Raw genomic sequence first — 24064 nt, forward strand, 5'->3', positions numbered from 1 at the left:
TATGCTTTATATACTGATAAGTACAATTATAGTTACAGCAGGAGCAATATATATTGCAAGACTGATAATAAACTACAAAAAAGATAACAACCGCCTAAACGAACAAAAAGAATATGCCAAAATGGTTTACCCGCTGAGAGTGTCGGCTTATGAAAGGTTGGTGCTTATGCTAAGTCGTATAGAGATTGGGAATTTGCTCGCCGAATGTAACGACGGAAACCTTACTGTAATAGAATTGCACAGTCGCCTTATTTCAAAAATCAGACAGGAGTTCAACTACAACACATCACAGCAAATTTTTGTTTCGCAAGTAGCTTGGGAAATGGTAAGCAATATAAAAGAAACTGTTTTGCAACAGATAAATGTTATTTCATCTGATATTTCGCCTCGCGAAGATGCAAATATACTTTCGCAAAAATTATTAACCGACGAAAGCTCTGAAAAATTACGCAATTCGTTGCTTAATACAGTTAATTTCCTTAAAAAAGAGTTAGCTGATTTGTATTGGTAGTGGCTGTTGGCTGTTAGCTATTAGCTATTAGCTGTTAGCCGTTGGCTATTGGCAAATTTCAGCTAATGGCTAAAAACTACAATTATTAATTGCACATTGTTCACTTTTTACAAAACTCGTACAACAAAATACCGCAAGCAACCGATACATTTAGCGATTCGGCTAATTGGGTTTTATCTAAATTTGAATAATTGGGTATTTTTATTTTGTGAGTTACAAGTTTGAGTATATTTTCGGATATTCCTTTGGCTTCATTACCTAAAATTAAAATTCCGCTATTGGTTGTAAAAGTGTTTTCGCTTATATCTTTGCCATCAAGCACTGCGGCATAAATACTTACGCCTGATGCTTCTTTGAGCATATCTTGCAGATTGCAGTAATGCACATTAACCTTAGCAAACGAACCCATTGTTGCTTGTATGGTTTTTTGATTGTAAATATCAACACAATCGTGCGAAGCTAATATATTCCTTATTCCAAACCAGTTGGCGGTTCTGACAATAGTACCGAAATTTCCCGGGTCGCGAATTGAGTCTAACATTAAGATTTTCTCTTTTTTCAGAGTCTCTTTTTTAAAGTCGGATTCTTTTATTCCGGCTACTGCAAGCACCTGATTTGGTGTTGACAAGCTACTTATAGATTTTAATTCCTTTTCCGAAACTAATGTATAAGGGACTTTCTTTTTATCAATAAGAGTTTTGTTATCGGTAATCCATTTTTCAACGGCGTATATTTGCTCGATTGGCTTTTTTGCCAAAATTAATTCCAATACGTTTTTATCGCCTTCAACCACGTATGCCGACAATTGAGTGCGGTATTTCTTTAGTTTTAAAGAATTTATTGTTTTTTTTTGTTGAATGGATATTGCCATTTTTTAATCTAAATAAAAAAAACGAAGTAAGCGTCAACGACTTACTCCGTTTCACACAATTTAAAAAACAAATAATTTACTCCGCTACAACTTCAAAAGGTATTTCAACTGAAATATCCTTATAAATTTTGGCAGTAGCAGTGTATTTTCCTAGTTCTTTAATAGCTTCGCCGTCGAGAACAATTTTCTTTCTATCGATTTCAATTTTGTATTGTTCTTTAATAGCTTCAGCTATTTGAATATTATTAACGGAGCCGTATATTTTACCCGACTCGGCAGCTTTTGCTCCAATTTTAAGCATAACATCTTTCAAAGATTCGGCAACCAATTCAGCTTCCTGTCTGGTTTTCTGTTCTTTAAAAGCTCTTTGTCTTTGAGTTTCGGCTGCAATTTTTTTATTGGTTTCGGTAGCCATAACAGCAAGTCCTTTTGGGATTAAGTAGTTATTGGCGTAGCCGTCTTTTACTACAACTATATCATTGGCATAACCTAAACCGTTAACATCTTGTTTTAGAATAATTTCCATAAATAATCTCCTTTTTCATTAATTATTTTAACAAATCAGCTACGTAAGGCATAAGTGCCAAATGGCGTGCTCTTTTAATTGCTTTTGCCACTTTACGTTGGTACTTCAAACTTGTACCTGTTAAGCGACGTGGTAATATTTTACCTTGTTCGTTTACAAATTTAAGCAAAAAGTTTGCATCTTTATAATCGATGTATTTAATGCCACTTTTTTTAAATCTGCAATATTTTTTCTTTTTAACATCAACCGCAATTGGGGTTAAGTATTTTATATCATTTCCTTGTGTTGCCATATTATACCTCCTTAATTTTCTACTTTATTAGTTTCTTTCTTAGCTTGAATATTAGCTCTGCGTTTTTCGGAGTATGCAACAGCGTGTTTATCCATTGCTACCGTTAAGAAACGCATGATTTTTTCATCACGTTTGAGCATCAATTCAAATTCCTGTATCAAGCTACCTTCAGCTTGGTATTCGATAAGGTAATAAAATCCGTTGGATTTTTTTTGTATAGGATAGGCCAATTTACGCAATCCCCAATTGTCTTCGAAGATTATTTTAGCTCCTTTTTCTTTCAGGAACTTAACAATCTTTTGTACCGCTTCCTTCATCTGGTCTTCAGATAAAACGGGAGTTAAAATGAAAACGGTTTCATAATTTCGGTTCATCTTTTTAATTATATTGGTTAAACTTAATTTTTTAGAGTTTGCAAATATACAATTTTTCTGTCATTTTCAAACTTTTACAACATTTTTATTTTTAATGCCTTGCAAAAATAATTTTCGCATCAGCTTTTACAACGATTTTAATTTGTTGTTTACTACGTCGTAAACTTGCTCTACACTTATGTTTCGCATGCACTTAAAATGTTTTTGCGGACAAGCATTATGTCCGTGTTTACCGCAAGGACGGCAACTCAATGTGTTGTCCTCAATTACTATGCTGTTATCGGAATATGGGAAAAATCCTAATTTTTCGACAGTTGGACCATAAATGCCGACAATATACACATTTTCAAAAGCCGAACCAACGTGTATCGGCGAACTGTCGTTGCTTACCAAAATATCGGATTTAGAAACAAGAGCGGCAAATTGCACTAAGTTTATTTTGCCTCTTAGGTCTAAAACGTTGGTTTTATCGTTAATTTTCAAGTCTATTTCCTTTTCTTGCTCGCTGCCTGTAATAGCAATGAGCACATCAGGATGATTGGATAATTTTTCAATAAGTTGAGCGTAATTTTCTGCAAGCCACATTTTTGTAAACCATTTGCTACCCGGAGCTACAACTATCAGTTTTTCAAAATGTTTAACAACTTTTTGTTTTTGCAAAATTTCTTCTACATGATTATTATCATCAGACGAAGGATACAGTCGTGGCATCACGGTTTTGTCCTTATTGTCGAAATCAATCAAACTGAGCAATCTATCGACTTCGTGAATTTTAGCTCCGTATCTGACTTTTTTGGTCAGCATAAAAGCTCCTGTCGATATATCAAAGCCAATGCGATTTTTTATGCCTGCAAATTTTGCAATAGAAATAGACCTTATGTAACGATGCGGAATAATTGCGTGTGTGTAATTCTCGGCTTTTACCGTTTTAACGATATTTAAAAACCATTTAAACCCTTTTTGAGTTTTGTTTTTGTCGTACGTAATTATTTTTTCAACCAATGGATTGTTTGATAATAATATCTTGCAATTTGGCTGTGTTAGGTAATGAATTTCGGCTTCGGGATACCTTATTTTAATTGCCTCAATTAAGGCAGTTGACAAAATAATATCGCCAATAAAAGCAGTATGAATTATCAGTATTTTCATAGCAAATTCTAATCTTCGTCGGCTTGGAATCTGTATCCTAAACGTTTGGCTGTGAGCATTTTTGCGTTCATAAAATCGCTGTTCATTTCGGCTACGCTAACGGTTTTAAAAACATCGTAAGGTGGGATTAGCAAGTCGAAATTAACAGTGTATCTAATCGCCGATTCGCATATTTCTCTGACTTTTTCGGGAGTGATAATACAACTCGAAAAGTTATTGTAAAGCTGTCCTAATTCTCTCTTACCTTCTATGTAGTAATGGTTCTCGCAGTTGATAAAAATACGACCAACCATGTATCCCAAGTCGTTAACACGGTCGTATTTAAACGAATCGGACAAGTAGTTGTAAATCATTATCATACCGCAGTACGAACGCTCCTTCTTTTCGCTTATATATTGTGTACGCATTACCTCATGATTTCTCGAAAACTCAAAAATATTGGTATGCATAAGCAAAATAATTGTATCGCTGCCGAAACTGACCTTTATTTTGAAGTCGTTGTATTCGGTGTAACTAAACTCAACATTAGGCATACCCACCGACCTCTCGTTAAACTCGGCTTCCATTTGCTTAAAGGTGTCTTTAAACATCTGAAAAGTCTTTTTTGTCATTTGATAAATGTCTTGTTTAAAAAGAGCCTTACGCCTCAAACCCATGTATAAATCTTCGTTTGGTAATATGTCCATAATATATTTTTTTTGTAAAATTACACATTTTTTCAATTTAAGCAATTGCGATTTTTTTGTGGTGGGTGATGGGTGGTGAGTGATGGGTGAGTTTCGAGTTATGAGTTATGAGTTATGAGTTATGAGTTATGAGTTACGAGTTACGAGTGGTTCGACATTTTCGGTTGCTGAGCTTCAAAAACTTCGGTCGCTGAGTGCCGTAGGCGTATCGAAGCGCCGAAGTGTTAATCGTTCTCCATTTTCTGCATTTCGATACACCGATATTTCGCTATGCTCAATATCGGCACTCAATGACTCCCGAAACTTCGGGAAACCCGCAACACGTTAGCCATTAGCTAAGAGCTAGAGCCAAAAGCTAACAGCCAATGGCTAATGGCTAAGATATTTACCAAACACCAACATAATCAAATAATAACTACTTTTGTTATCGTTAACTTAGAATATTATTTGTGGATTTTGCACAGTATTTGATATAAAAGTGATTATGACTATGAAAAAACATTATATAAAAATAGCGATTGCATTATTGGTGCTGATATTTGTTTTTGGACGAGCATTTTCGGACAACAATCAGATTGAAAACATGATTTATACCGACTCGGTTTATATTTCCGGAATAAAATCGGTGCAGTTAGAGAAGAATGGATTAATGCTTTCGGAACCTGTTATTACGCTTAATTCAGGCGATTATTTGAATTTAAGTTTTGATGATTTTGATTTGAATATCAACGACTTATACTACACCGTTTTGCACTGCGATTTTAATTGGAAGCAGTCGGAAATATGGCAAAACGAATATTTATATTTGGATATGGAAGACCAAATTACCGACTACGAATATTCTTTCGGGACTTTGCTTCCGTACGTGCATTACAACTTGGTTTTTCCGAACGACAGGATTGTTATCACAAAATCGGGGAATTATATTTTGCAGGTTTACACAAAAACTCCAGATGGTGGTAAACACGTGTATTTCACAAAACGCTTTTACGTTGTTGAGCCGCTGACCGATATTATCGGCTCGGCGAAACGAGCAGCTTCGGCGGAATATTTTGACACAAAGCAAGAAGTCGATTTTACCGTAAACACCGGCGATTTGTACGTTTCGTCTCCATTTCAGGAAATTAAGGTTGCAGTTTTGCAAAATTACCGTTGGGATAATGCTTTGCTTGATTTGAAACCTAAAATGGTGAGAAACAATATTATTGATTACAACTTCGACGACGACAGAAATTTATTTGACGGCGGCAACGAGTTTAGATATCTGAACTTGCGTACATTGCGAAGTGCCATTGACAAAATCGCTCATATTGAATACACCGATACAATACACAAAGTTTACACTCGACCCGAAAGTTTCAGGACTTTTAAAAATTATATTTTTGAAAAAGATGCAAACGGTAAGTATTTTTTGGAAACCGACGACGAAAGGTCTGTAAACACTATGGGAGAGTATGCAGAAGTCCATTTCAGACTTTCGGCTCCGGCTCCAAATGTTGAAGGCGATTTTTATGTTGCAGGCAGATTTAACGATTGGAAATACAATCACGAAAACATAATGACGTACGACTACAGAAATAAGGCGTACACAGCAAACATAATTCTAAAACAGGGTTATTACGATTACGTTTATATGTTTGTCGATAGAAAAAATCTGGTTGGCGATGTTACCGTTGTTGAAGGCAATCATTCCGAAACAGTTAATATTTACACGGTTTTGGTGTACTACAAAGCTATCGGTAGCAGATACGACCGTCTAATAGGATTTCTTGAAATTGAGAGCGGAAAGTAAATTTCAGTTCAAACCGGTTGTAAAATTTTTAGGATATTTTCCCGAAACATCGGTATAATACGACTTTATCTTAATCATATCATCGGTAGGATTGTTGGAAGTGTAGATTAAATCGACGATACCGCCTTTTTTCTTTTTGTAATCCAAATAACCGATTGCAATAGGAATATTAGCCGAATCGGCTATTGTGATGGCTCCCCTCTTCCATTTGGCAGTGCGTTTTCGAGTGCCTTCGGGTGTGATTGCCAAAATAAATTTTTCGTTCTGTTTTATTTCCGAAATTATATCCTTAACAAATCGAGCTGAATTGCTTCTGTCAACAGGTATAGCTCCTAATTTTTTCAATAACAAACCCAATGGAAACCAAAAAAATTCTTTTTTAATGATAATTTTCGGTTTAATACCCAAATTCATAAAGCCAAACCAACCTATAATAAAATCGAAGATGCTTGTGTGTGGAGCTATTACGACAATATATTTTTGCGGTAAATTCAGAACATCGTTGGTAATTTGCCAACCAATCATCCGTAATATTTTTTTTGAAATTTTCTCCGACATTTTATTCCAAAGTTAATTTCAAATTGTCGATTAAATCGGCGATATTGTTATTTTTTTCAATAAGCATTTCAACCTTTTTTTCAGGCGAAACGTAAATACTTTCCTTGTTTTCGTCGGGTTTTACTACGACCTGATAAGAAATTGTGGTATTTTTTAATTTCTTTCTGATATACTCCATCCAATCGTTGCTTGTAGTTTTAAGTTTATCGGCTAAGATATCGTTTTTTACCGTAAAAACAATTTCGGCACCCTCGTTAATAACAGGTTGATAGTCGAAAAAGGCAGATTGCAGCAAAAAGTCCTTTTGAGTTTCTTCGATATATTCATTCAAAGCTGCCGACAATTCGGTTTCGGTAAATGTTTCATTTTCTTGTGGTGTGTTGTCAACTTCGTCAGTATCATCTTCTTGCTTATCGCCGTCTTGGTCTGTTGCAGTGTTAATAACATCTTTCAGCGAAAACGAAAACGCAGGTTTTATAAAATCCTGACTTTTATCGCTTATTTCAGATTTTTTTTCAGCAACCTGTTCCTCTACTTTATTATCAACAATTTCATCGGCAACGGGTTCGCTTTGATAATCGTCCTCGACTTCAGTTGGTTCTAAATCGTCAGAAGTTTCAGGAATATAATTTTGTTCAGGTTCTTCAACTTCGTCAAACGCATCAACTTCATTATCAACAATATTATCGTCGTCATCAAGTTCCTCAGAAACTTCGGCTATCGGTTTGTCATTTTTTTTTTCGTTCAAATTTGAACTTTGCTGATTGGTCGTGGTTTGATTTGTAGCTGCTCCAGCTCTCTGCCTAAGTTGCATAATTTTTATAAAAGCTACTTCTATGCTCAAACGCTTGTTATTAGCGAGTTTATAATCTACATCCAACTGCGAAACAATGGCAAGAGCACGGTACAAAAACATTAAATCTATTGATGCAGATTGTTGTTTGTACTTTTCAACAACGGTTTCGCCTGTTTCTAAAAGCGAAAGTGTTTGTGCATCTTTGCACATGAGCAAGTTTCTCAAATGCTCGGCAAAGCCCGTAATAAAATGACTTCCCTCAAAACCTTTGTTTATAACGTCGTTGAACAAAATAAAAACATCTGCCAATTTGCCATTCCACAGATAATCAACAATTTTAAAATAATAGCTGTAATCTAAAATATTCAAATTGTTGATAACCAACTCCGTACTTATCTTTTTGTTGCCTAAATTCACCATTTGGTCGAACATAGACAAGGCATCTCGCAGAGCTCCGTCAGATTTTAAAGCAATGTAATTCAGTGCTTCCTTAGTAGTTTCGACGCCTTCGCTTTTAGCAACAAATTCAAGATATTTTACAATATCATTAACGCCAATCCTTTTAAAATCAAAGATTTGGCATCGAGAAAGAATTGTAGGAATTATTTTGTGTTTTTCGGTAGTAGCAAGAATAAATTTAGCGTATTTAGGCGGTTCTTCCAAGGTTTTCAAAAAAGCATTAAAAGCAGCAGTACTAAGCATGTGAACCTCGTCGATTATATACACTTTGTACTTCCCCGACTGTGGCGGTATTCTAACCTGATTAACAAGGTCGCGGATATCGTCAACGCTGTTGTTCGATGCAGCATCTAATTCAAAAATATTAAAGGCAGCCGACTCATTGAACGAAACGCAGGATTCGCACTCATTGCATGGCTCGTAGTTTTCGGTAATATTCTGACAATTTATAACCTTAGCCAAAATACGAGCACAAGTCGTTTTGCCTACTCCCCTTGGTCCACAAAACAAAAACGCCTGAGCCAACTGATTGTTTTTCAATGCATTTTTTAAAGTATCTGTAATGGTTTTCTGCCCTACAACACTTTCGAAAGTCGAAGGACGATATTTACGCGCAGATACGACAAAATCATTACTCATAACTGAAACTTGTTTCTATTATTTATTATTCTTCAAAATTACAATAATTCTTCACTTGTCAAAAAAAATTTTTGAGTGGTAAGTGGTTCTACATTTTCGGTCATTTCAACATTTTTGGTTGCTGAACTTCAAAAACTTCGGTCGCTGAGTGCCGAAGGCGTATCGAAGCGCCGAAGTTTTAATCGTTCTCCATTTTCGGCATTTCGATACACCGATATTTCGCTTAGCTCAATATCGGCACTCAATGACCGAAAATGTCGCAACTCGCACAAACCACCATTCACCACTCGAACAATAATAAAAAAATATTTTCAATTGTTACTTTTAACCCAAGTATTTTATTGTTTTAAATATTTTTTAACTTTGTACCAAATATTGTTTATGCTGATAATTACAAATAAAATAACGCACCGCATTAAGTTTATTTTTGAACTTATATTTTCGGATATGCTCAATATAGACATTGATTTTACTACCAATATCGACGATTTTAATTCTTATCAAGGTGCAAAGATAAGCTACGGAGTTGGCTCTACTAACAGCAATTGCTACTTTTACGCTTCTTCCCTTTTATTTGAAAAACATATTTCGCCTAAACTTTTAGATTTCGGCACTTACAAAAACGAACCCATAATTTTCTGCACTTCCGATGAAAATTCGCTGTTGCCTTTCGATATTTTTGCAGCAAGTTTTTATTTAGTCAGTCGGTACGAAGAGTATTTGCCTTTTGAAGCCGATGCTCACGACAGATTTCCAGCGGAAGAAAGTGTCGCCTTAAAAAACAATTTCTTACACAAACCTTTGGTAAATATTTGGGTTGAATGGCTCAGAAATATTTTAAACGAAAAATTTCAATCGCTTAAAATTCAAAAATTGCCTTTCAGATATTTGCCCACAATTGATGTTGATTCTGCCTTTAAGTACAAGCATAAGGGATTTATCAGAAATTTAGGCGGTATTTATTCAGACCTGAAAAATAATTCGTTTAGCGTATTTTTGAAAAAACTTGCCGAACGTAAAGATGTGATTTTAAACAAGTTACCCGACCCTTTCAATACTTTTGATGTTTGCATTGACTTGCACAAAGATTTTGACAAATATCCTTTTTACTTCATATTGTTAGCCGATTTCTCAAAAAACAATCCTAATATTTCCTATTCTAGTTGGAATTTCAGAAATATTATTCAGCAGTTATCCGATTACGGCAATGTGGGTATTCACCCGTCGTATCAAACTTTTGATAATAAGAATTTGATGTTGGAAGAAATAAACCGACTTCAAGACATAATTAGTACGAAAATCAACTCGTCGCGGCAACATTTTTTGCGTTTCAAATTACCCGAAACTTACCATATTTTAATCGACAATAATATCACAAACGATTATTCTATGGGTTATTCGCAACATGTGGGTTACAGAGCTTCCATAGCTTATCCGTTTTATTTCTTCGATTTGTCTCGCGACTACAAAACCAACCTGATGATACATCCGTTTGCCGTTATGGACGGTGCTTTGAAACCGTTTGTAAAAACCAACGAAAGTGTAAATGTTGTAAAACAATTGGTAGATGAGCTTTACGAAGCCGGCGGAGTTTTTACTACCGTGTGGCATAACCACGCACTGACAACAGACGAAGACGGAACCGACTGGCTTAATATTTACAAAGAGATTTTAAATTATTTGAAACAAAAACAACAATGACGGACATTGTTTTTTATAATAGAAACGAAATAGACGTGGAAAAGTGGAACGATTCACTTAAAAAAGCACGCAATTACAATGTATATGCCGATAGTTTCTATTTGGATGTGGTTTCGCCTGGTTGGTCGGCTTTGGTTTCGGAAGATTATAAGCATTTGTTTCCGTTGCCGAACAAGAAAAAGTTTGGGATTAACTACATAATTCAACCTGTTTTGTCGCAACAGTTGGGACTGTATTCGGAAAACGAAATCACGCCTGATATTTTGTTTCAGTTCATTAATAAAATTCCAAAACGCTACGGTTTTGTGAAGTTGTTTTTGAATGAAGGCAACATGTTCAACAATATGAATATGCCCATGCAACGAAATTACACTCTGCAAATTCCTGATAACAGAGACGATATTCGCAATAATTACTCTACAAATTTGAAGCGAAACTTGAAGATTGCAAATGCCGGCGAAATTGAGATAGTTTCGGACTCAAACCCTAACGAAGTTATTAGTCTGTTCAAACACAACAAACAAAAGGAGTTGGAGAATTTTAACAACAGTATTTATATTGCTTTGCAAAAATTGTGCAAGAACACCAACCCTAATTGGCAATGCAAGACGTACAAAGCCGTTAGCGACAACAAAACCGTATCAGGCATGACTGTAATAGAATACGGTTGCAAGTCTGTTTTTTTGTTTTCGGGAAATTCCGAAGCCGGAAAAGAAATAAGAGCTCTACCCTATTTAATTGATTGGTATTTGCACAATTGCGATAAAAAAATAAAAGTTTTTGATTTTGAAGGTTCCAACAACGAAGGCTTAGCTAGGTTTTATTCTTCTTTCGGAGCCGATAAAGTAGATTATGCGTACTATTTTAGGAAGAGTACGTTGTTATTTTTCTTAAAGTAAGGTTTCGTCTAATAAACTTCGCTATATAGTTTTTAAGTCCGAAGTTCTGAGTCAGGAGTTATGAGTTTTGAGTTGAGAATTCTGACACTCAGAACTCTCCCGAAACTTCGGGACAGAACTCGAAACTAAACCGTACCACAAACTTAAAGCCCAATCCAAACAAATTATGTAAAGTCGTTGTTAAGAAAAATCTCACCTCGTAAACTCCGCTCTTTCTCCACGTTTTCTTATCATTAACAATCCCATGAAAGTAAGAAATCCGTTTACTAATAATATTTCAAATCCGAAATTATAACCCCAAAGCAATTGTTCGGAAAATTCATCAAGCAAAATACTGATAATAGGACAGATAACAGCAACAACGGGTACGTATTTATCTTTTAGGTTGAACTTGGTAAACAATCCGAAGGCGTATAAACCTAACAAAGGACCGTAGGTGTATCCGGCTATGGTAAATAGTTTGTCAATAACCGCCTGGTTGTTTATGGCTCTGAACACAACAATAACTATCAGAATAACAGTTGCGAAAGCGAAATGAACTCCGTAACGGATTTTTCGTTTTTCCTTTTCGTTTAGGTCGTCGCGCTTGCTTAGTCCTAAAATATCAATTGTAAAGGAACTTGTAAGCGATGTTAAAGCTCCGTCGGCGCTGGGATAAGCTGCCGAGATAAGACCAATAAAAAACACTATTCCGGCAACAACACCAAGATGTTCAAAAGCTATATGCGGGAAAAGGTCGTCGGAACGCAAAGGCAATGTTATGCTTTTTGAACTAGCGTAAATGTACAACAAAGCACCCAAAATCAAAAACATGAAGTTAACTATGACTAGGATAAAGCTAAACGTAAACATGTTTTTTTGTGCCGATTTAATATTACGGCAACTCAAATTTTTCTGCATCATTTCTTGGTCTAAGCCGGTCATAACAATGGTTATAAACATGCCGCTAAAAAACTGCTTTAAATAATGTCGCGGACTGTGCCAGTCGGTTTCAATTACTTTTGAATATTCGCTGTTAAAAACTTGTGCAAACATTTCATTAGCACTAAAATGCAGTTCCTTACTGATGAAATAAATTGTAAGTCCCACAGCCAAAAGCATAAATGTTGTTTGCAAGGTATCAGTCCAAATTATGGTTTTTACACCGCCTTTAAAAGTGTATAAAATAATCAGTATAATAAAAATTAAAACCGTAACGCCAAAAGGTACATTCCATGCATCGAACATGAATACTTGCAACACGTTTACAACCAAAAACATACGGAATGAAGCACCAATTACTCTGGAAATTATAAAGAAAAACGAACCTGTTTTGTACGACCAAAATCCGAAACGTTTTTCCAAATAAGTGTATATTGAAGTCAGATTCAGTTTATAATAAAGTGGTAGTAAGATAGTGGCTATTACGGCGTATCCGAATAAATATCCCAACACAACCATAAGGTAGGTAAACTGTGTTTCGCCAACCCAACCCGGAACCGACATAAAGGTTACTCCCGAAAGCGATGCTCCAATCATGCCGTAGGCAACAACATACCAAGGCGAAGAACGGTTTCCTATGTAAAAGCCCTCGCTGTCGGCTCTACGAGCGGTTATCCACGTTACTACGAACAATATTGCCGTATATACTACAAAACAAATTAGAATAATATTTGGTGTCAATTTTTTATAATTTTAGTTATTGTTTTTTTATCTGCTTTGCAAAAGCCAGCAAATCCGAGAATTTATGATTGATAAATGTATCGGATTCAGTTATTTTGCTCTGATTGCCTACATACGCAGTAAGCATGCCCAAGCGGTAACCGAAAAGCATATCCGAACACATATCGCCTACCATAACGCTTTTTGTAAAAACCACATCGGGAAAATCGCTGCGAGCTTCAAGAGCCATTCCTACCGATGGCTTACGCATTACACTGTTAGATGTTTTGAGTTCGGGACAGAAATATATTTTATCTATTCTGCCGCCGTTTTTAACAATTCTGTCGGTCATAAAGTTATGAATATCGTTTAATTGCTCGATGGCCATAAGACCTTTACCTATGCCTTGTTGATTGGTAACGACAAAAATTCTGCTGAAAAGTTTAGACAAAATAGCGAAAGCATCCAATACTCCGGCTAAAAATTCAAATTCATCAACCGATTTTACGTAATCACCGACTATACGCTTGTTGATAACTCCGTCTCTATCAATAAAAATTGAATATCCTTCTGTAATTTCAATCATAAGTTCAGGTTTCTAATAAATTCATCGGCTTTGGCGTAGTCGGACGGAATTCCGATATCTAAAAACTCTCCGTCGGATTTAAAAGATTGGAAATGATATTTTTGTGTGTATTTTTTCAAGAAATCATTTTCCATAGAAAAAACTTTGTCTTTGATTTCCAAAAGCACATTTCTGTTCAAAACATAAATGCCACCGTTTATCAATCCGCTTTCGTGGCAATTTGCTTGCTTTTCGACAAATTTTTCAATTCTGCCGGTTTTGTCAGCATCAATGCTACCGTAGCGACTAATATCTTCAACCGTTTTGGTTGCAATTGTAATATCTGCTTGCGTAGTATTATGAACATCAAGCATTTGGGTAAGGTTAACATTAAAAATTGTGTCGCCGTTTAAGACAAAAACCTTATCGTTTTTAGTATGACTTAAAGCGTATTTGATTGCTCCGCCTGTCCCAAGCGGTTCAAGTTCGGAAACAAATTGTATTTGTAAATCAAAATTGTAATTCAAATTATTGATTACGTACTCTCGCAGATATCCAACCGAGATGTACGCCTTACCAACATTGTATTTTTGCAAATATTTTAAAACGAAATACAAAAAAGGCTTTTCATTGACCGGAGCCATGCATTTGGGAATATCGCTCAAAACGCTTTTAAGTCGAGTTCCTTTACCGCCAGCAAGTATAATAGCTTCGTTCATGTTATTTTCTGATATTAGCAAAAAGTTCTTCTTCAACAAGCTGACAAATAATGTGTCCTATAAGAATGTGAGCCTCCTGAATACGTGGTGTATCGCTCGAAGGCACGTTGATAAGGTGCTTGCAATGATTTTTCATTTCGCCGCCGCTTTCGCCTGTAAGAGCCACGCATGTCATTCCTAGCTTGTTGGCTTCTTTAAAAGCATTTACAACATTAGCCGAATTTCCCGAAGTGCTTATTCCTACAATTATATCACCCTTTTTGCCGACTGCTTTAACCATTCGGGAATAGACTTCGTTATACGAATAATCGTTTGCTACAGCCGTCAGATACGAAGTGTTAACGTGCAGAGCTTCGGCTTGCAATGGTGGACGATCAAAGTAAAAGCGTCCCGAAAGTTCAGCTGCCAAATGTTGTGCATCGGCTGCGCTGCCTCCATTTCCACAAAATAAAACCTTACCTCCGTTCTTATAACAATTTATTATTTCGGCAGTAACATCGCTAATGACAGTGGGTAGCTTGTCAGAGCTCAGAATAATGTTTTTAACATCTATACTGCTTTTAATTATATCTTTTACTTTTGATTTCATCTGATAAAAGTAATTATTATTTGTTTTTATAAGTCCAAGTTTCTATTCCTTTCTGAGTAAATCCGAAATTGAGTACTTTTCCACCCATCTTATTAAGAGCGCAAATAACATCGTACTTTACCACTCCCGGACAATAGAAAAAGAAGAAACCTCCACCTCCTGCTCCGCTTATTTTACCGCCTACAGCTCCCGCCTCGATAGCGGTTTGGTACACAGCATCGATAGACGGATTGGTTATCTCGTCAGCCATTTGTTTTTTGTATTGCCAACCCGAATGCAACATATGCCCTATCTTCAACAAGTTGCCGCTAAACAAAGCCGCCTTCATTTCTTTGACTTGCTCTTTTAATTTATGCATCGCTTCAATAGAATCTTTGTTACCGCTCTTAACATTTCTTTGCTGACTTTCGATAATTTTACTCGACAATCTGCTGGTTTCGGTATTGTATAACACCAAATTGTTGCTGAGCTCAAACAATACCTCATCGTCTAATCTTAACGGATTAACAATAACCTTATTGTTTTCGTAAAATTCCATATAGTTTGCTCCGCCAAATGTTGCAGCATATTGGTCTTGCTTGCCACCTGCCATTTTCAAGTCTTCTCTTTCTATTGAATATGCCAAATTTGCTAAATCGTAATCACCAAAAGGCAATTTAAACCACTCGGCAAAGGCTCCTAATATTGACACTACCACCGCCGATGAGGTTCCCAATCCGGAACCCGGAGGTGCATCAACAGCGAGAGTAATTGTGAAAGACAATGGCTTTTTAACATAATCTCTAACTACTCTGTTGTACACACCTGCAACCAAAACTCCTGCATGATCGGTCGGCAATTCCTCAACCGAATCGAAAATTATTTTACTTATTTTGTTCGTTTTAAAATCAACCAACTGTATGATTATTTTATTGGTATTGGTTGGTTCTATAGTTGTATATGCATATCGGTTGATGGTAAAATTTAATATCGCTCCGCCGTAGATATCGCTATATGGGGACACATCTGTACCGCCGCCTGCTAAACTAATTCGTAATGGTGCTTTTGCTCGAATGTACATTTTCTATTTTTTGTATTAATCAACAAAAGTACATAATTTTTGATGTTAAGGAAATATATTTTAGCCTTTAGCTTTTGGCTTTTGGCTGTTGGCTGGGTCTAGCCAATGGCTAATGGCTAAAAGCTAATAGCTAATAATAATTTAACACCACAAAACGTGATATTTCAGGCGAAATACTATTTTTACGGAATGAAAACTACATATTTTATACGTATTGTTAGCTTATTGCTAATCAATTGCATTGCATTTGGATTGTCGGCTCAAACTGCTGATACTCCAACTTTTGGTAAAAGAGAAAAGCTCTCTAGAATTAAAGATGAACATTTGGACGAAATTTCGGGAATAGTTGAGAGTATCAAAAATCCGCACTGCTACTGGGTTCACAACGATAGTGGCGACGACGCCCTTGTGTATTTGATTAACAAACTTGGCTACACGGTAGCAAGAGTGCATTTGGTTGGAGGCAAAAATAGAGACTGGGAAGATATTGCAATAGGAAAAGATTCGCTCACCAATAGTGTTTACGTTTTTGTTGGCGATATAGGCGATAACCTTGCCCGACACAATATAAAACAAATACTGCGTTTTGAAGAGCCAGTCGTTATTGCAAATGATATAGTGCAGGATATCTATGTATCGGATTTTTGCACCATACATTTCGATTATTCAGATGGCAAAAGGGATGCCGAATCGTTGATGTTCGACCCTATTTCTCAGAACTTATACGTTTTTAGCAAAAGAGAAAAGAAAATACATATGTACGAATTGCCTGCATTTGGCAATTGTGGCGACACCCTTATGGCTATAAAACAATTAACAATAGACATTACTTATGCAACTGCCGCCGATATTTCTTTGGACGGTACTGAAATATTACTGAAAAACTACAGCAAAGTGCTTTACTGGAAAAGACATCCGGCACACACTATTGCCGAAACTATGATAAGAAAGGGTGAAAAAGTTAGATATATCCCCGAGCCACAAGGCGAAGCTATTTGCTGGACAAAAGACGGAAATTATATAACCGTTAGCGAGAAAAGAAATGTGGGAGAAATGCCTTTTTTGTTCTTGTATAGGAGGAAATAGCTTTTGGTGATGAGTGGTGAGTGGTGAGTGATGAGTGATGAGTGGTGGGTGATGAGTGATGAGTGATGAGTGATGAGTGATGAGTGATGAGTGGTGAGTGATGAGTGATGAGTGATGAGTGATGAGTGATGAGTGGTGGGTGATGAGTGATGAGTGGTGAGTGATGAGTGATGAGTGATGAGTGATGAGTGAATAGCGTGTTCCACCAACCACTGACCACTACTTTTTAGTGCTGACAAATTTCTCCTTCAAACTCTTGCCGTATCTGCGTGAAGCGAATAATACTTTGCCATTTGACAATGTAACGGATAATTCTTTCGGGACAAAACGCTTTATATATTGGGGATTGAGTAATAGGCTGTTGCTCAAAATTAAAAAGTTAAAATCGGAGATGAGCATATCTTTGTAATAGCCTAAGTTTCGGTGAGCTGTAATGTATTTTTCGGGGTCGTTATTGTCGTCTATAAAAACTTTGGTAACTACGCCATCGGCTTGCAGATAAATTATTTTTTTAACTTCAACAAACTCAACGCCTCCTTGGGCTACATGAAACGCCACTTTTTCTATATTTTGCTCAAAACCTTTGTTTAACATAGATAATAAAACTCCAACTTTCTGGTTGTAGTTAGAATTCATTAAACGTTTGGTCGCTTTGTTTATAGCTTCAATAAGTTCGTCAATATCAAGTGGTTTGTATAAATAATCTATTGCCGAATACTTTATAGCTTTAAGAATGTAATCTTTATCGCCTTCGCCTGTAATAAATATGATTTCGAAATTAATAAGATTGTCGGATTTGAGTTTGTTAAGCAAATCAAAACTGTTCCCTACGGGAAAACGTATATCTAACAAAACAATATCGAAACTGTTATTTTTAATAAGTTCGTAAGCATCTTCCAAAGTCGTTGCTATTTGGGGTTTTTCAAGCAAATTTAACCTGTTTTCCAAAGAACTTTTAATGTATAAAGCTGTAGCATTTATATCTTCAACAATCAGTATTTTAATATCTTGTTCCATTAGCAGTTAATTTTTTGTCAAACCTTATTTATTATCTTTAATAGTAATTTTCAAGTTTAAATTTAATTTCAACTATTGTTCCCCCTATAGGGTTATCCGATATATTTATAGAAATATCATATCCTAATTCTCTAAGAACTTCGGCACGCTTATTAACCAACTGCATTCCCCTGGACTTGTGCGTTGCAATTCTCTTCTTTTTCCTTTCTTCCGATTTTTTTCTACCAATACCGTCGTCGGTTATTTTGCACACAATTACATCGTTTTCTTCTGAAAATTCAACACTCATATTACCATTTCCTTCTTTAGGAATTAAGCCATGCATTACGGAATTTTCAACAAAAGGTTGAATAAAAAATGGCGGTATATATTTTTCTAATATTTGCGGATTTTGAACTTTAATATCGAAGGTTATTTTTTCGTCGGGATAATCCATTTTTGCCAACTGAACGTACAATGTAAGCATACCTATTTCTTCTTGCACCGAAACATTATTGTTATAGCCGTCTCCTATTAATATTTTTGTGTTTTTTATAGATGCCTCCATACTTTTACGTATAAGACGAGAAAATTTAACCAAGTAGTTATTTGCTTGTAATTTATCGTTGGCGTTGATGAAGTTTTGAATTGATGTTAATGAGTTAAAAACAAAATGAGAGTTTAGGTTGGTCTGCAAAATAGCAACTTCCTGAAATTTTATTTTTCTTTTGTTTTCTATGTTTTTAAGTTTGTTTTTTAAATAATAATACGTTACAAAAGCAATCACCAACAGTAATACTGAAAGAATTATAAAAGCAACTTTATAAAAATAAGGTTCTTTCCAAAAAGACAGCTCGACAACAATAGGTATTTCCTGTATAATGTCCTCGTCGTCAAGCAAATTACTACCACGCTTAGCTCTGATTTTATAAACATATTTTCCCGATTTTAAATTGGAATATATTGCCCTGCCCTGTTTATCATATCTGCTCCACTTTTCGTCGTGTCCTTCTAAAATATACGAATATTGTCGCTGTGTTGTTGAAGAAAATCCTACCAATTCAAAATTTATCGAAACATTATTTACATTTTTATCAACCTTAAAGCATAAAGGTTTGTTGTTACTCGAATAACCTACGCTCTTGCCGTTAATATCAGTTATAAACAAATTTTGTTTGCCGTAATCTGATGAAATGGCGTCCAAATCGACTTTGAAGATACCATTAACACAAGGCACATACATGTTGGAGCCTTTTATAAATAATCCTCCAGCTGCAATTTCTTGTCCTTCGTAGCCATTGCGATGGTTGTACATTTTATAATAAAGCGCTTTTTCGTTGTAAAATTTTTTAAAATCAATGAAAAAAAGTTCGTGCGACGTGCCAACTATAATGTACTCGTTGTTGTAATCATTTATGCTTACAATATAGGAACTGAAAATATCACTTCCGACGCTACGAGCAGTTTGTGTAGCTTTATCAAAATGGTATAAACCTTTTGTTGTTCCAATCCACAAGTTATCATACGCATCGATGTGCAAAATAATAACTATACCCCTTAAAATGTTGTTAAAAATGGAATCCGAATTTGTTAGCTTATTTTCATTTTTATCATAATAAAGTAGGTTTTTCAGAGACCCCATCCATACGTTGCCGTTTTTTTCGATGGCAAAAGATGAAGAACGTGTAGGTATTAACTTTTTAGTGCTGTCGATAAAATAATTGACATTAAGATTTTCATCAATCATTCCGAAGCTATGTCTGGCACCCACATACACTATCTTATTTTTACTATCGTAGGCAGTAGTTACGCTAACATTATTTGTAATAAGTTTTGTTTTCCCATCTTCTAACATTACAACACCATCTTGCGAAGGAAAAAACAAGCGATTTCTGTCGTCTTTGCATGCAGAAAAATAAAACGAAGTTATTGGTACGCCATTGTTCAGCGGAGTTTGTATTTTGGTGTACTTAGCTTTATCAAGGTCAATTTTGTACAAACCGTTCATATATGCTCCGGCATAAGTATCTCCACGGTCGTCTTCAACTAAAGTCCAAATATTACTAATAAAACTTTTAGGATACGAAACTATAGGACAATTAAACAACTGAAACAAACCTTCGTCGGAACAAACCCAAATGTTTCCATCTAAATCTAAAATCGATTCGAAAGTATATTCCAAGTTTAATAGCCGTTCAATATATTTTATGTCGTTGCCGTAATCATAAACTAAAATATTACAACTAAACATACGGGGAATACTAATCAAAAGTTTTTCGACGGGAAAATTATTGACTTTTTCTACAACAACGCTACTGCCATCTTTAATGTACTTTAAATATGTTACACCCGAATAAATATCGCGTATTTCAAATTCTCTATCAGATAATCTGACATGTGAATAAAAAAGTTCGTTGCCCCAACTACCAATATCAACTATTTTGAATCCGTTTGTGCCATCCAACAATTTTAACTTATCTTGACAATACGAATATAAGCATCCATCGGAAACAAATAAAATTTCCCTTGAAACTCTGTTGTACACAATATAATCAAACTTAATAGATTGGTTTTCGGTGCTAAACTTGTTGATGATAATTCCATCTAAATTATATTCGAAAATGTATCCGCTACCATAAAGAAAAAAACTTTTATCAGCAACTAAAATATCTTCTCTAATGTTTCTGCCTAAAATTTTCTTAAGTTCAAAGTTTTTATAAGTGTAAACTCCGTCTTTTGTGTAAATAACAACTGTACCATCGTTGGTCTCGCCGATAAAATCGACGTATTCTAAATTTATAATAGTCTCAAAACTATCGCCGTTAAACTTAGCCAATCCGCCTTTTGTACCAACCCAAATATAACCTTTCGAGTCTTGAAATACTCTTTGAACTTGTACGTGCGGCAAACCGTGATTTGTTGTATATTGCTTATAGGGGATATTAGCAAACAAGGCATAGTCAAAACGGCATAAAATTAAAATAGCAATTAATGTAATCCGAAAATATAAGCTCATTTTAACATACATTTTATGCAAAATTAACAAAATTATTATAACAAATATAACCATTTATTAAAAAAAATGACCATTTTTTTTTTTTATAAACCACTTATTACTTAATATACCAACAATTGCTATTAGTGTCGTAAATTTGTGCTGGAAAATTAGCTACTAAATTTTATTGCTATGAAAACAAAATTACATGAAAAAATGTTGAAATATGCGGTTATTGTATTACCGTTAGTATTGTTGTTTTACTTAAGTTCTTGTATTGATGACGGTGGAGGAAATCAACCTCAGGGAACAGTGTCGGAAGAGATAAGCAACGACCAGGGTGGTTCGGTATCACATGGTGGTTACACAGTTTCGATGTTACCGAACTCATTAATGCAAACAGAAGCCAATCAAAATCCGAGTGTTACACTTTCGATTGAAGTTGGGGCAGAAACACCTACTTATATTCCGTCTGCTTACCAATTAGTTGGACAAGTTGTAAAATACGGACCCGAAGGCTTTGTTTTTAACTATCCTATGCTACTGTATTTCCCTGCCGAAAACGTAAATGATTACGAAAATCTAGTAGTGCTTTATTTTGACGAATCAGAGGAAGATTGGGTTGAAATTCAAATTTGCGAAATGTTAACCGAACCTAACAGAGTGGGAATATCAACACTTAAATTAGGTGTTTTTGCCTTAGCAAAAAAAACAAATTTGCGAAGCAACTTAAATTTAAACTATGGCGGAGTTAAAATTGGAAGATTTAGTCATGGGCATGTTCATTACTCATTAACAGTCAAAGAATTTATTCCTAAGTATCAAATGAGTCCCAGCGAAATTGCTAGAGTTATAGGCACTAATGTTATGTCGGGTTGGGGTCCCACCTCATACTTCCCTGCACGTAATCCTGTAACTATGACTTTACCTCTAGGGCAGTATTATATTTGGGTAAGTAAATTAGAAGTAAATACAGGAAAATGGATAACATATTCAAATCCGTGTTATGTAAACGTTGACAACCCTCTTGTAAGAGTTTTTCAAGGCTGGACAGATAACAGATCTACGGCTTTTGATGGCTGGTACGACCTAGAAGGTTGTCAATCAGGCGGCTCATGGGTAGAATATCGTCCCGGCGAATTACCGGCTGCTTCCGAAACCGTTGGTACCGGAAAGTTCCAAGCTACATTGACTTGGGTGAACTCTGAAAACTCAAGAGCAGACATCGATTTGCACATGTACGGACCAAATGATGTTCATATATACTGGGCTAACAAAAGCGAAACCGGATTCGCATTTGAATTGGACTACGACTGGTTGCAAGAATTAGGAAATGCTGTAGAAAATATATACTCTATTTCAGACAATTTTGCATCAGGACATTATAAAATTTCTGTATTACATTACTCAGGAGATCTCCCAAAGAGATATAATGTTAGAATTATAAACAACGGAGTGGTTAAAAACTTTTCGGGAACATTAAATGAAGCAAAAGAAGAAATAATTTTATACGAGTTTAATTATTAATTATTTATATATTGTTTTTTTGTAATTAACTTTTATTCATAGCCCTTAAGACTGCCTTAGATACTAAGGCAGTCTTTTTTGTGCATAGCACCAATGTTATACAGAATAAAAGTCATAAAAAAACAAATTCATTTCATATAAATGTAAAAAGGGGCGAATTTAGTTCGCCCCTTTTGTCATTTATTATACTTGGTAAGGATTAGTACCAGCCTCTTAGCTTCATAACTTCAGCAATTTTTTTAACTGAAATCATGTAAGCGGCTTCTCTAATTGTTACTTTGTATTCTTGAGCAAGATCCCAAATAGCGTTAAATGCTCTAATCATACCGGCTTCTTGTTTTTCTTCTACTTCTTTTTCTGTCCAGTAGAATCCTTGTAGGTTTTGTACCCATTCGTAGTACGAAACAAGAACACCGCCAGCATTGGTAACGATATCGGGAGTAACGATAATATTACGTTGTTTTAGAACTTCGTCTCCACCAGGTGTGGTAGGTCCGTTAGCAGCTTCGCAAACAAGTTTTGTGTTAACTATTTTCGCAACATCTTCGTTAATTGCATTTTCAAGAGCTGCAGGAATTAAAATATCTAATTGCAATCTCCAGAACTCGTCTGTTGTGATTGTTTTGGAACCTGGGAAGCCTAATAGGTTTTTATGTTCGCTGACATAATCAACCATTTCGTTGTAATCTAAGCCGTCTTCCTTATATATTGCATAAGGTCCGTTTTTGGGTTCCCATTCTGCAATAGCGATAGGTTTACAACCTTGTTGGCAAAGATTTTTAACTGTGAAACGTCCTGCATTACCAAAACCTTGAACTGCCACTCTAGCTTTTTTAATATCGATGTTCAATTTTTTTGCAGCTTCGCGAGCAACAATGTAAATTCCGTAGCCTGTTGCAGCGTTTCTACCTTCGGAACCACCAAAAGGAACAGGTTTTCCTGTCAATACTCCAAGAGTGTGTTGGTCGCCGTTAAGTTTAATGTACTCGTCGGTCATCCAAGCCATAATTTGAGCATTGGTGTTAACGTCAGGTGCAGGTATATCTAATTTTTCGCCAATATACTTGTGAACTCCTCTAACATAACCTCTTGCAAGTTGCTCTAATTCTCTTTTCGACAATTCTAACGGGTTACATATAACTCCTCCTTTACCACCACCGTAAGGAACTCCGATGATGCCGCATTTGAAAGTCATCCATACGGATAAAGCTTTTACCTCATCAGCATTTACATCCGGATGAAAACGGATGCCTCCTTTTGCAGGTCCTATTGCAGTGTTGTGTGAAGCCCTAAAGCCTTTAAAAACTTTTATTGAGCCGTCATCCATCTTAACAGGAATACTTACTTCAATAAGTCTTTCTGGTTCTTTCAAAATTTCATAGACACTGGGATCTAAGTTTAATTGGTCACACGCTCTTTTTACTTTCTGTTGCGCTCCAATTAGAGGATTCAAATTTTCTTTTGACATAATAGCCTCCTTTTATTTTAAATTGATTTATAAATAATTGTATTATATTTTAACATTACAAATGTAATATCTTTTTGTTAATTACAAGTCATTAATCATTATTTATTTTTTCTGTACAAAGATAAGAAAAAAAATAAAACTTGTTTGAAGGTTTTTGTACTTTTG

Annotated in this window: 22 protein-coding genes; 6 read left to right on the plus strand and 16 right to left on the minus strand. The window is 35.5% G+C overall.

What is annotated here, in order from left to right; all coding sequences use genetic code 11:
• Position 1 precedes the first annotated feature (1 nt).
• Positions 2 to 511 carry a hypothetical protein gene (locus tag PHP31_01345; protein MDD3737926.1) on the plus strand — a complete coding sequence of 170 codons (510 nt, stop codon included), beginning with the start codon at positions 2 to 4 and terminating at the stop codon, positions 509 to 511.
• Between the two features lie 100 nt (positions 512 to 611).
• On the opposite strand, the gene PHP31_01350 is transcribed toward PHP31_01345, so the two are convergent.
• From PHP31_01350 to PHP31_01375, 6 genes are all read right to left on the minus strand, one after another.
• Positions 612 to 1382: an RNA methyltransferase gene (locus PHP31_01350; GenBank protein ID MDD3737927.1), complete on the minus strand. Its 771-nt coding sequence runs from the start codon at positions 1380 to 1382 to the stop codon at positions 612 to 614.
• 76 nt (positions 1383 to 1458) lie between these two features.
• The gene (gene rplI / locus PHP31_01355; protein ID MDD3737928.1) at positions 1459 to 1908 is read right to left on the minus strand and encodes a 50S ribosomal protein L9; all 450 of its coding nucleotides are present in this window, start codon (positions 1906 to 1908) and stop codon (positions 1459 to 1461) included.
• 22 nt (positions 1909 to 1930) lie between these two features.
• Positions 1931 to 2200 (minus strand): 30S ribosomal protein S18, encoded by a 270-nt coding sequence (gene rpsR, locus PHP31_01360; protein ID MDD3737929.1) that lies wholly within the window; start codon positions 2198 to 2200, stop codon positions 1931 to 1933.
• Positions 2201 to 2211: 11 nt separating this feature from the next.
• Entirely contained in the window at positions 2212 to 2574 is a 363-nt protein-coding gene (gene rpsF, locus PHP31_01365) for a 30S ribosomal protein S6 (GenBank protein MDD3737930.1), read from the minus strand.
• 126 nt (positions 2575 to 2700) lie between these two features.
• Positions 2701 to 3723 (minus strand): glycosyltransferase family 9 protein, encoded by a 1023-nt coding sequence (locus PHP31_01370; protein ID MDD3737931.1) that lies wholly within the window; start codon positions 3721 to 3723, stop codon positions 2701 to 2703.
• Between the two features lie 8 nt (positions 3724 to 3731).
• Positions 3732 to 4409, minus strand: a complete 678-nt coding sequence (locus tag PHP31_01375; GenBank protein ID MDD3737932.1) for a hypothetical protein — start codon at positions 4407 to 4409, stop codon at positions 3732 to 3734.
• Between the two features lie 490 nt (positions 4410 to 4899).
• Here PHP31_01375 and PHP31_01380 point away from each other — a divergent pair, with 490 nt between their 5' ends.
• Positions 4900 to 6201, plus strand: a complete 1302-nt coding sequence (locus tag PHP31_01380; protein MDD3737933.1) for a DUF5103 domain-containing protein — start codon at positions 4900 to 4902, stop codon at positions 6199 to 6201.
• A 3-nt stretch (positions 6202 to 6204) separates the two neighbouring features.
• Here PHP31_01380 and PHP31_01385 read toward each other — a convergent pair whose 3' ends face one another.
• Both PHP31_01385 and PHP31_01390 read right to left on the minus strand, forming a co-directional pair.
• The gene (locus tag PHP31_01385; protein MDD3737934.1) at positions 6205 to 6726 is read right to left on the minus strand and encodes a 1-acyl-sn-glycerol-3-phosphate acyltransferase; all 522 of its coding nucleotides are present in this window, start codon (positions 6724 to 6726) and stop codon (positions 6205 to 6207) included.
• Positions 6727 to 6760: 34 nt separating this feature from the next.
• Positions 6761 to 8653: a DNA polymerase III subunit gamma/tau gene (locus PHP31_01390; protein ID MDD3737935.1), complete on the minus strand. Its 1893-nt coding sequence runs from the start codon at positions 8651 to 8653 to the stop codon at positions 6761 to 6763.
• A gap of 381 nt (positions 8654 to 9034) precedes the next feature.
• On the opposite strand from PHP31_01390, the gene PHP31_01395 reads away from it, so the two are divergent.
• Entirely contained in the window at positions 9035 to 10354 is a 1320-nt protein-coding gene (locus PHP31_01395) for a polysaccharide deacetylase family protein (protein MDD3737936.1), read from the plus strand.
• Positions 10351 to 11253 (plus strand): hypothetical protein, encoded by a 903-nt coding sequence (locus tag PHP31_01400; protein ID MDD3737937.1) that lies wholly within the window; start codon positions 10351 to 10353, stop codon positions 11251 to 11253. Before PHP31_01395 ends, PHP31_01400 begins: the two co-directional genes overlap by 4 nt.
• 192 nt (positions 11254 to 11445) lie before the next feature.
• Here the strand turns inward: PHP31_01400 and PHP31_01405 are convergent, their stop codons facing one another.
• The 5 genes from PHP31_01405 to PHP31_01425 are packed head-to-tail and all read right to left on the minus strand — an operon-like array spanning position 11446 to position 15827.
• Entirely contained in the window at positions 11446 to 12915 is a 1470-nt protein-coding gene (locus tag PHP31_01405; protein MDD3737938.1) for a sodium:solute symporter, read from the minus strand.
• A gap of 16 nt (positions 12916 to 12931) precedes the next feature.
• Positions 12932 to 13480, minus strand: coding sequence for an HAD-IIIA family hydrolase (locus PHP31_01410; GenBank protein MDD3737939.1), 549 nt, complete (start codon positions 13478 to 13480; stop codon positions 12932 to 12934).
• Positions 13477 to 14178 (minus strand): nucleotidyltransferase family protein, encoded by a 702-nt coding sequence (locus PHP31_01415; GenBank protein MDD3737940.1) that lies wholly within the window; start codon positions 14176 to 14178, stop codon positions 13477 to 13479. The genes PHP31_01410 and PHP31_01415 overlap by 4 nt, the downstream gene beginning before the upstream one ends.
• A 1-nt stretch (position 14179) precedes the next feature.
• Positions 14180 to 14767, minus strand: a complete 588-nt coding sequence (locus PHP31_01420) for a D-sedoheptulose 7-phosphate isomerase (protein MDD3737941.1) — start codon at positions 14765 to 14767, stop codon at positions 14180 to 14182.
• Positions 14768 to 14783: 16 nt separating this feature from the next.
• The gene (locus PHP31_01425) at positions 14784 to 15827 is read right to left on the minus strand and encodes a dehydrogenase (GenBank protein ID MDD3737942.1); all 1044 of its coding nucleotides are present in this window, start codon (positions 15825 to 15827) and stop codon (positions 14784 to 14786) included.
• A 189-nt stretch (positions 15828 to 16016) separates the two neighbouring features.
• Between PHP31_01425 and PHP31_01430 the strand changes: the two genes are divergently transcribed.
• The gene (locus PHP31_01430) at positions 16017 to 16913 is read left to right on the plus strand and encodes a hypothetical protein (protein ID MDD3737943.1); all 897 of its coding nucleotides are present in this window, start codon (positions 16017 to 16019) and stop codon (positions 16911 to 16913) included.
• Positions 16914 to 17132: 219 nt separating this feature from the next.
• On the opposite strand, the gene PHP31_01435 is transcribed toward PHP31_01430, so the two are convergent.
• Entirely contained in the window at positions 17133 to 17930 is a 798-nt protein-coding gene (locus tag PHP31_01435; GenBank protein MDD3737944.1) for a response regulator, read from the minus strand.
• A gap of 37 nt (positions 17931 to 17967) precedes the next feature.
• Entirely contained in the window at positions 17968 to 20925 is a 2958-nt protein-coding gene (locus PHP31_01440; protein MDD3737945.1) for a histidine kinase, read from the minus strand.
• Positions 20926 to 21096: 171 nt separating this feature from the next.
• Here PHP31_01440 and PHP31_01445 point away from each other — a divergent pair, with 171 nt between their 5' ends.
• Positions 21097 to 22431 (plus strand): hypothetical protein, encoded by a 1335-nt coding sequence (locus tag PHP31_01445; GenBank protein ID MDD3737946.1) that lies wholly within the window; start codon positions 21097 to 21099, stop codon positions 22429 to 22431.
• A 199-nt stretch (positions 22432 to 22630) separates the two neighbouring features.
• Here PHP31_01445 and PHP31_01450 read toward each other — a convergent pair whose 3' ends face one another.
• Positions 22631 to 23803: a Glu/Leu/Phe/Val dehydrogenase gene (locus PHP31_01450; GenBank protein ID MDD3737947.1), complete on the minus strand. Its 1173-nt coding sequence runs from the start codon at positions 23801 to 23803 to the stop codon at positions 22631 to 22633.
• Positions 23804 to 24064 lie beyond the last annotated feature (261 nt).

Source organism: Lentimicrobiaceae bacterium (genome assembly GCA_028697555.1).
In the GTDB taxonomy this organism is placed as follows: domain Bacteria; phylum Bacteroidota; class Bacteroidia; order Bacteroidales; family UBA4417; genus UBA4417.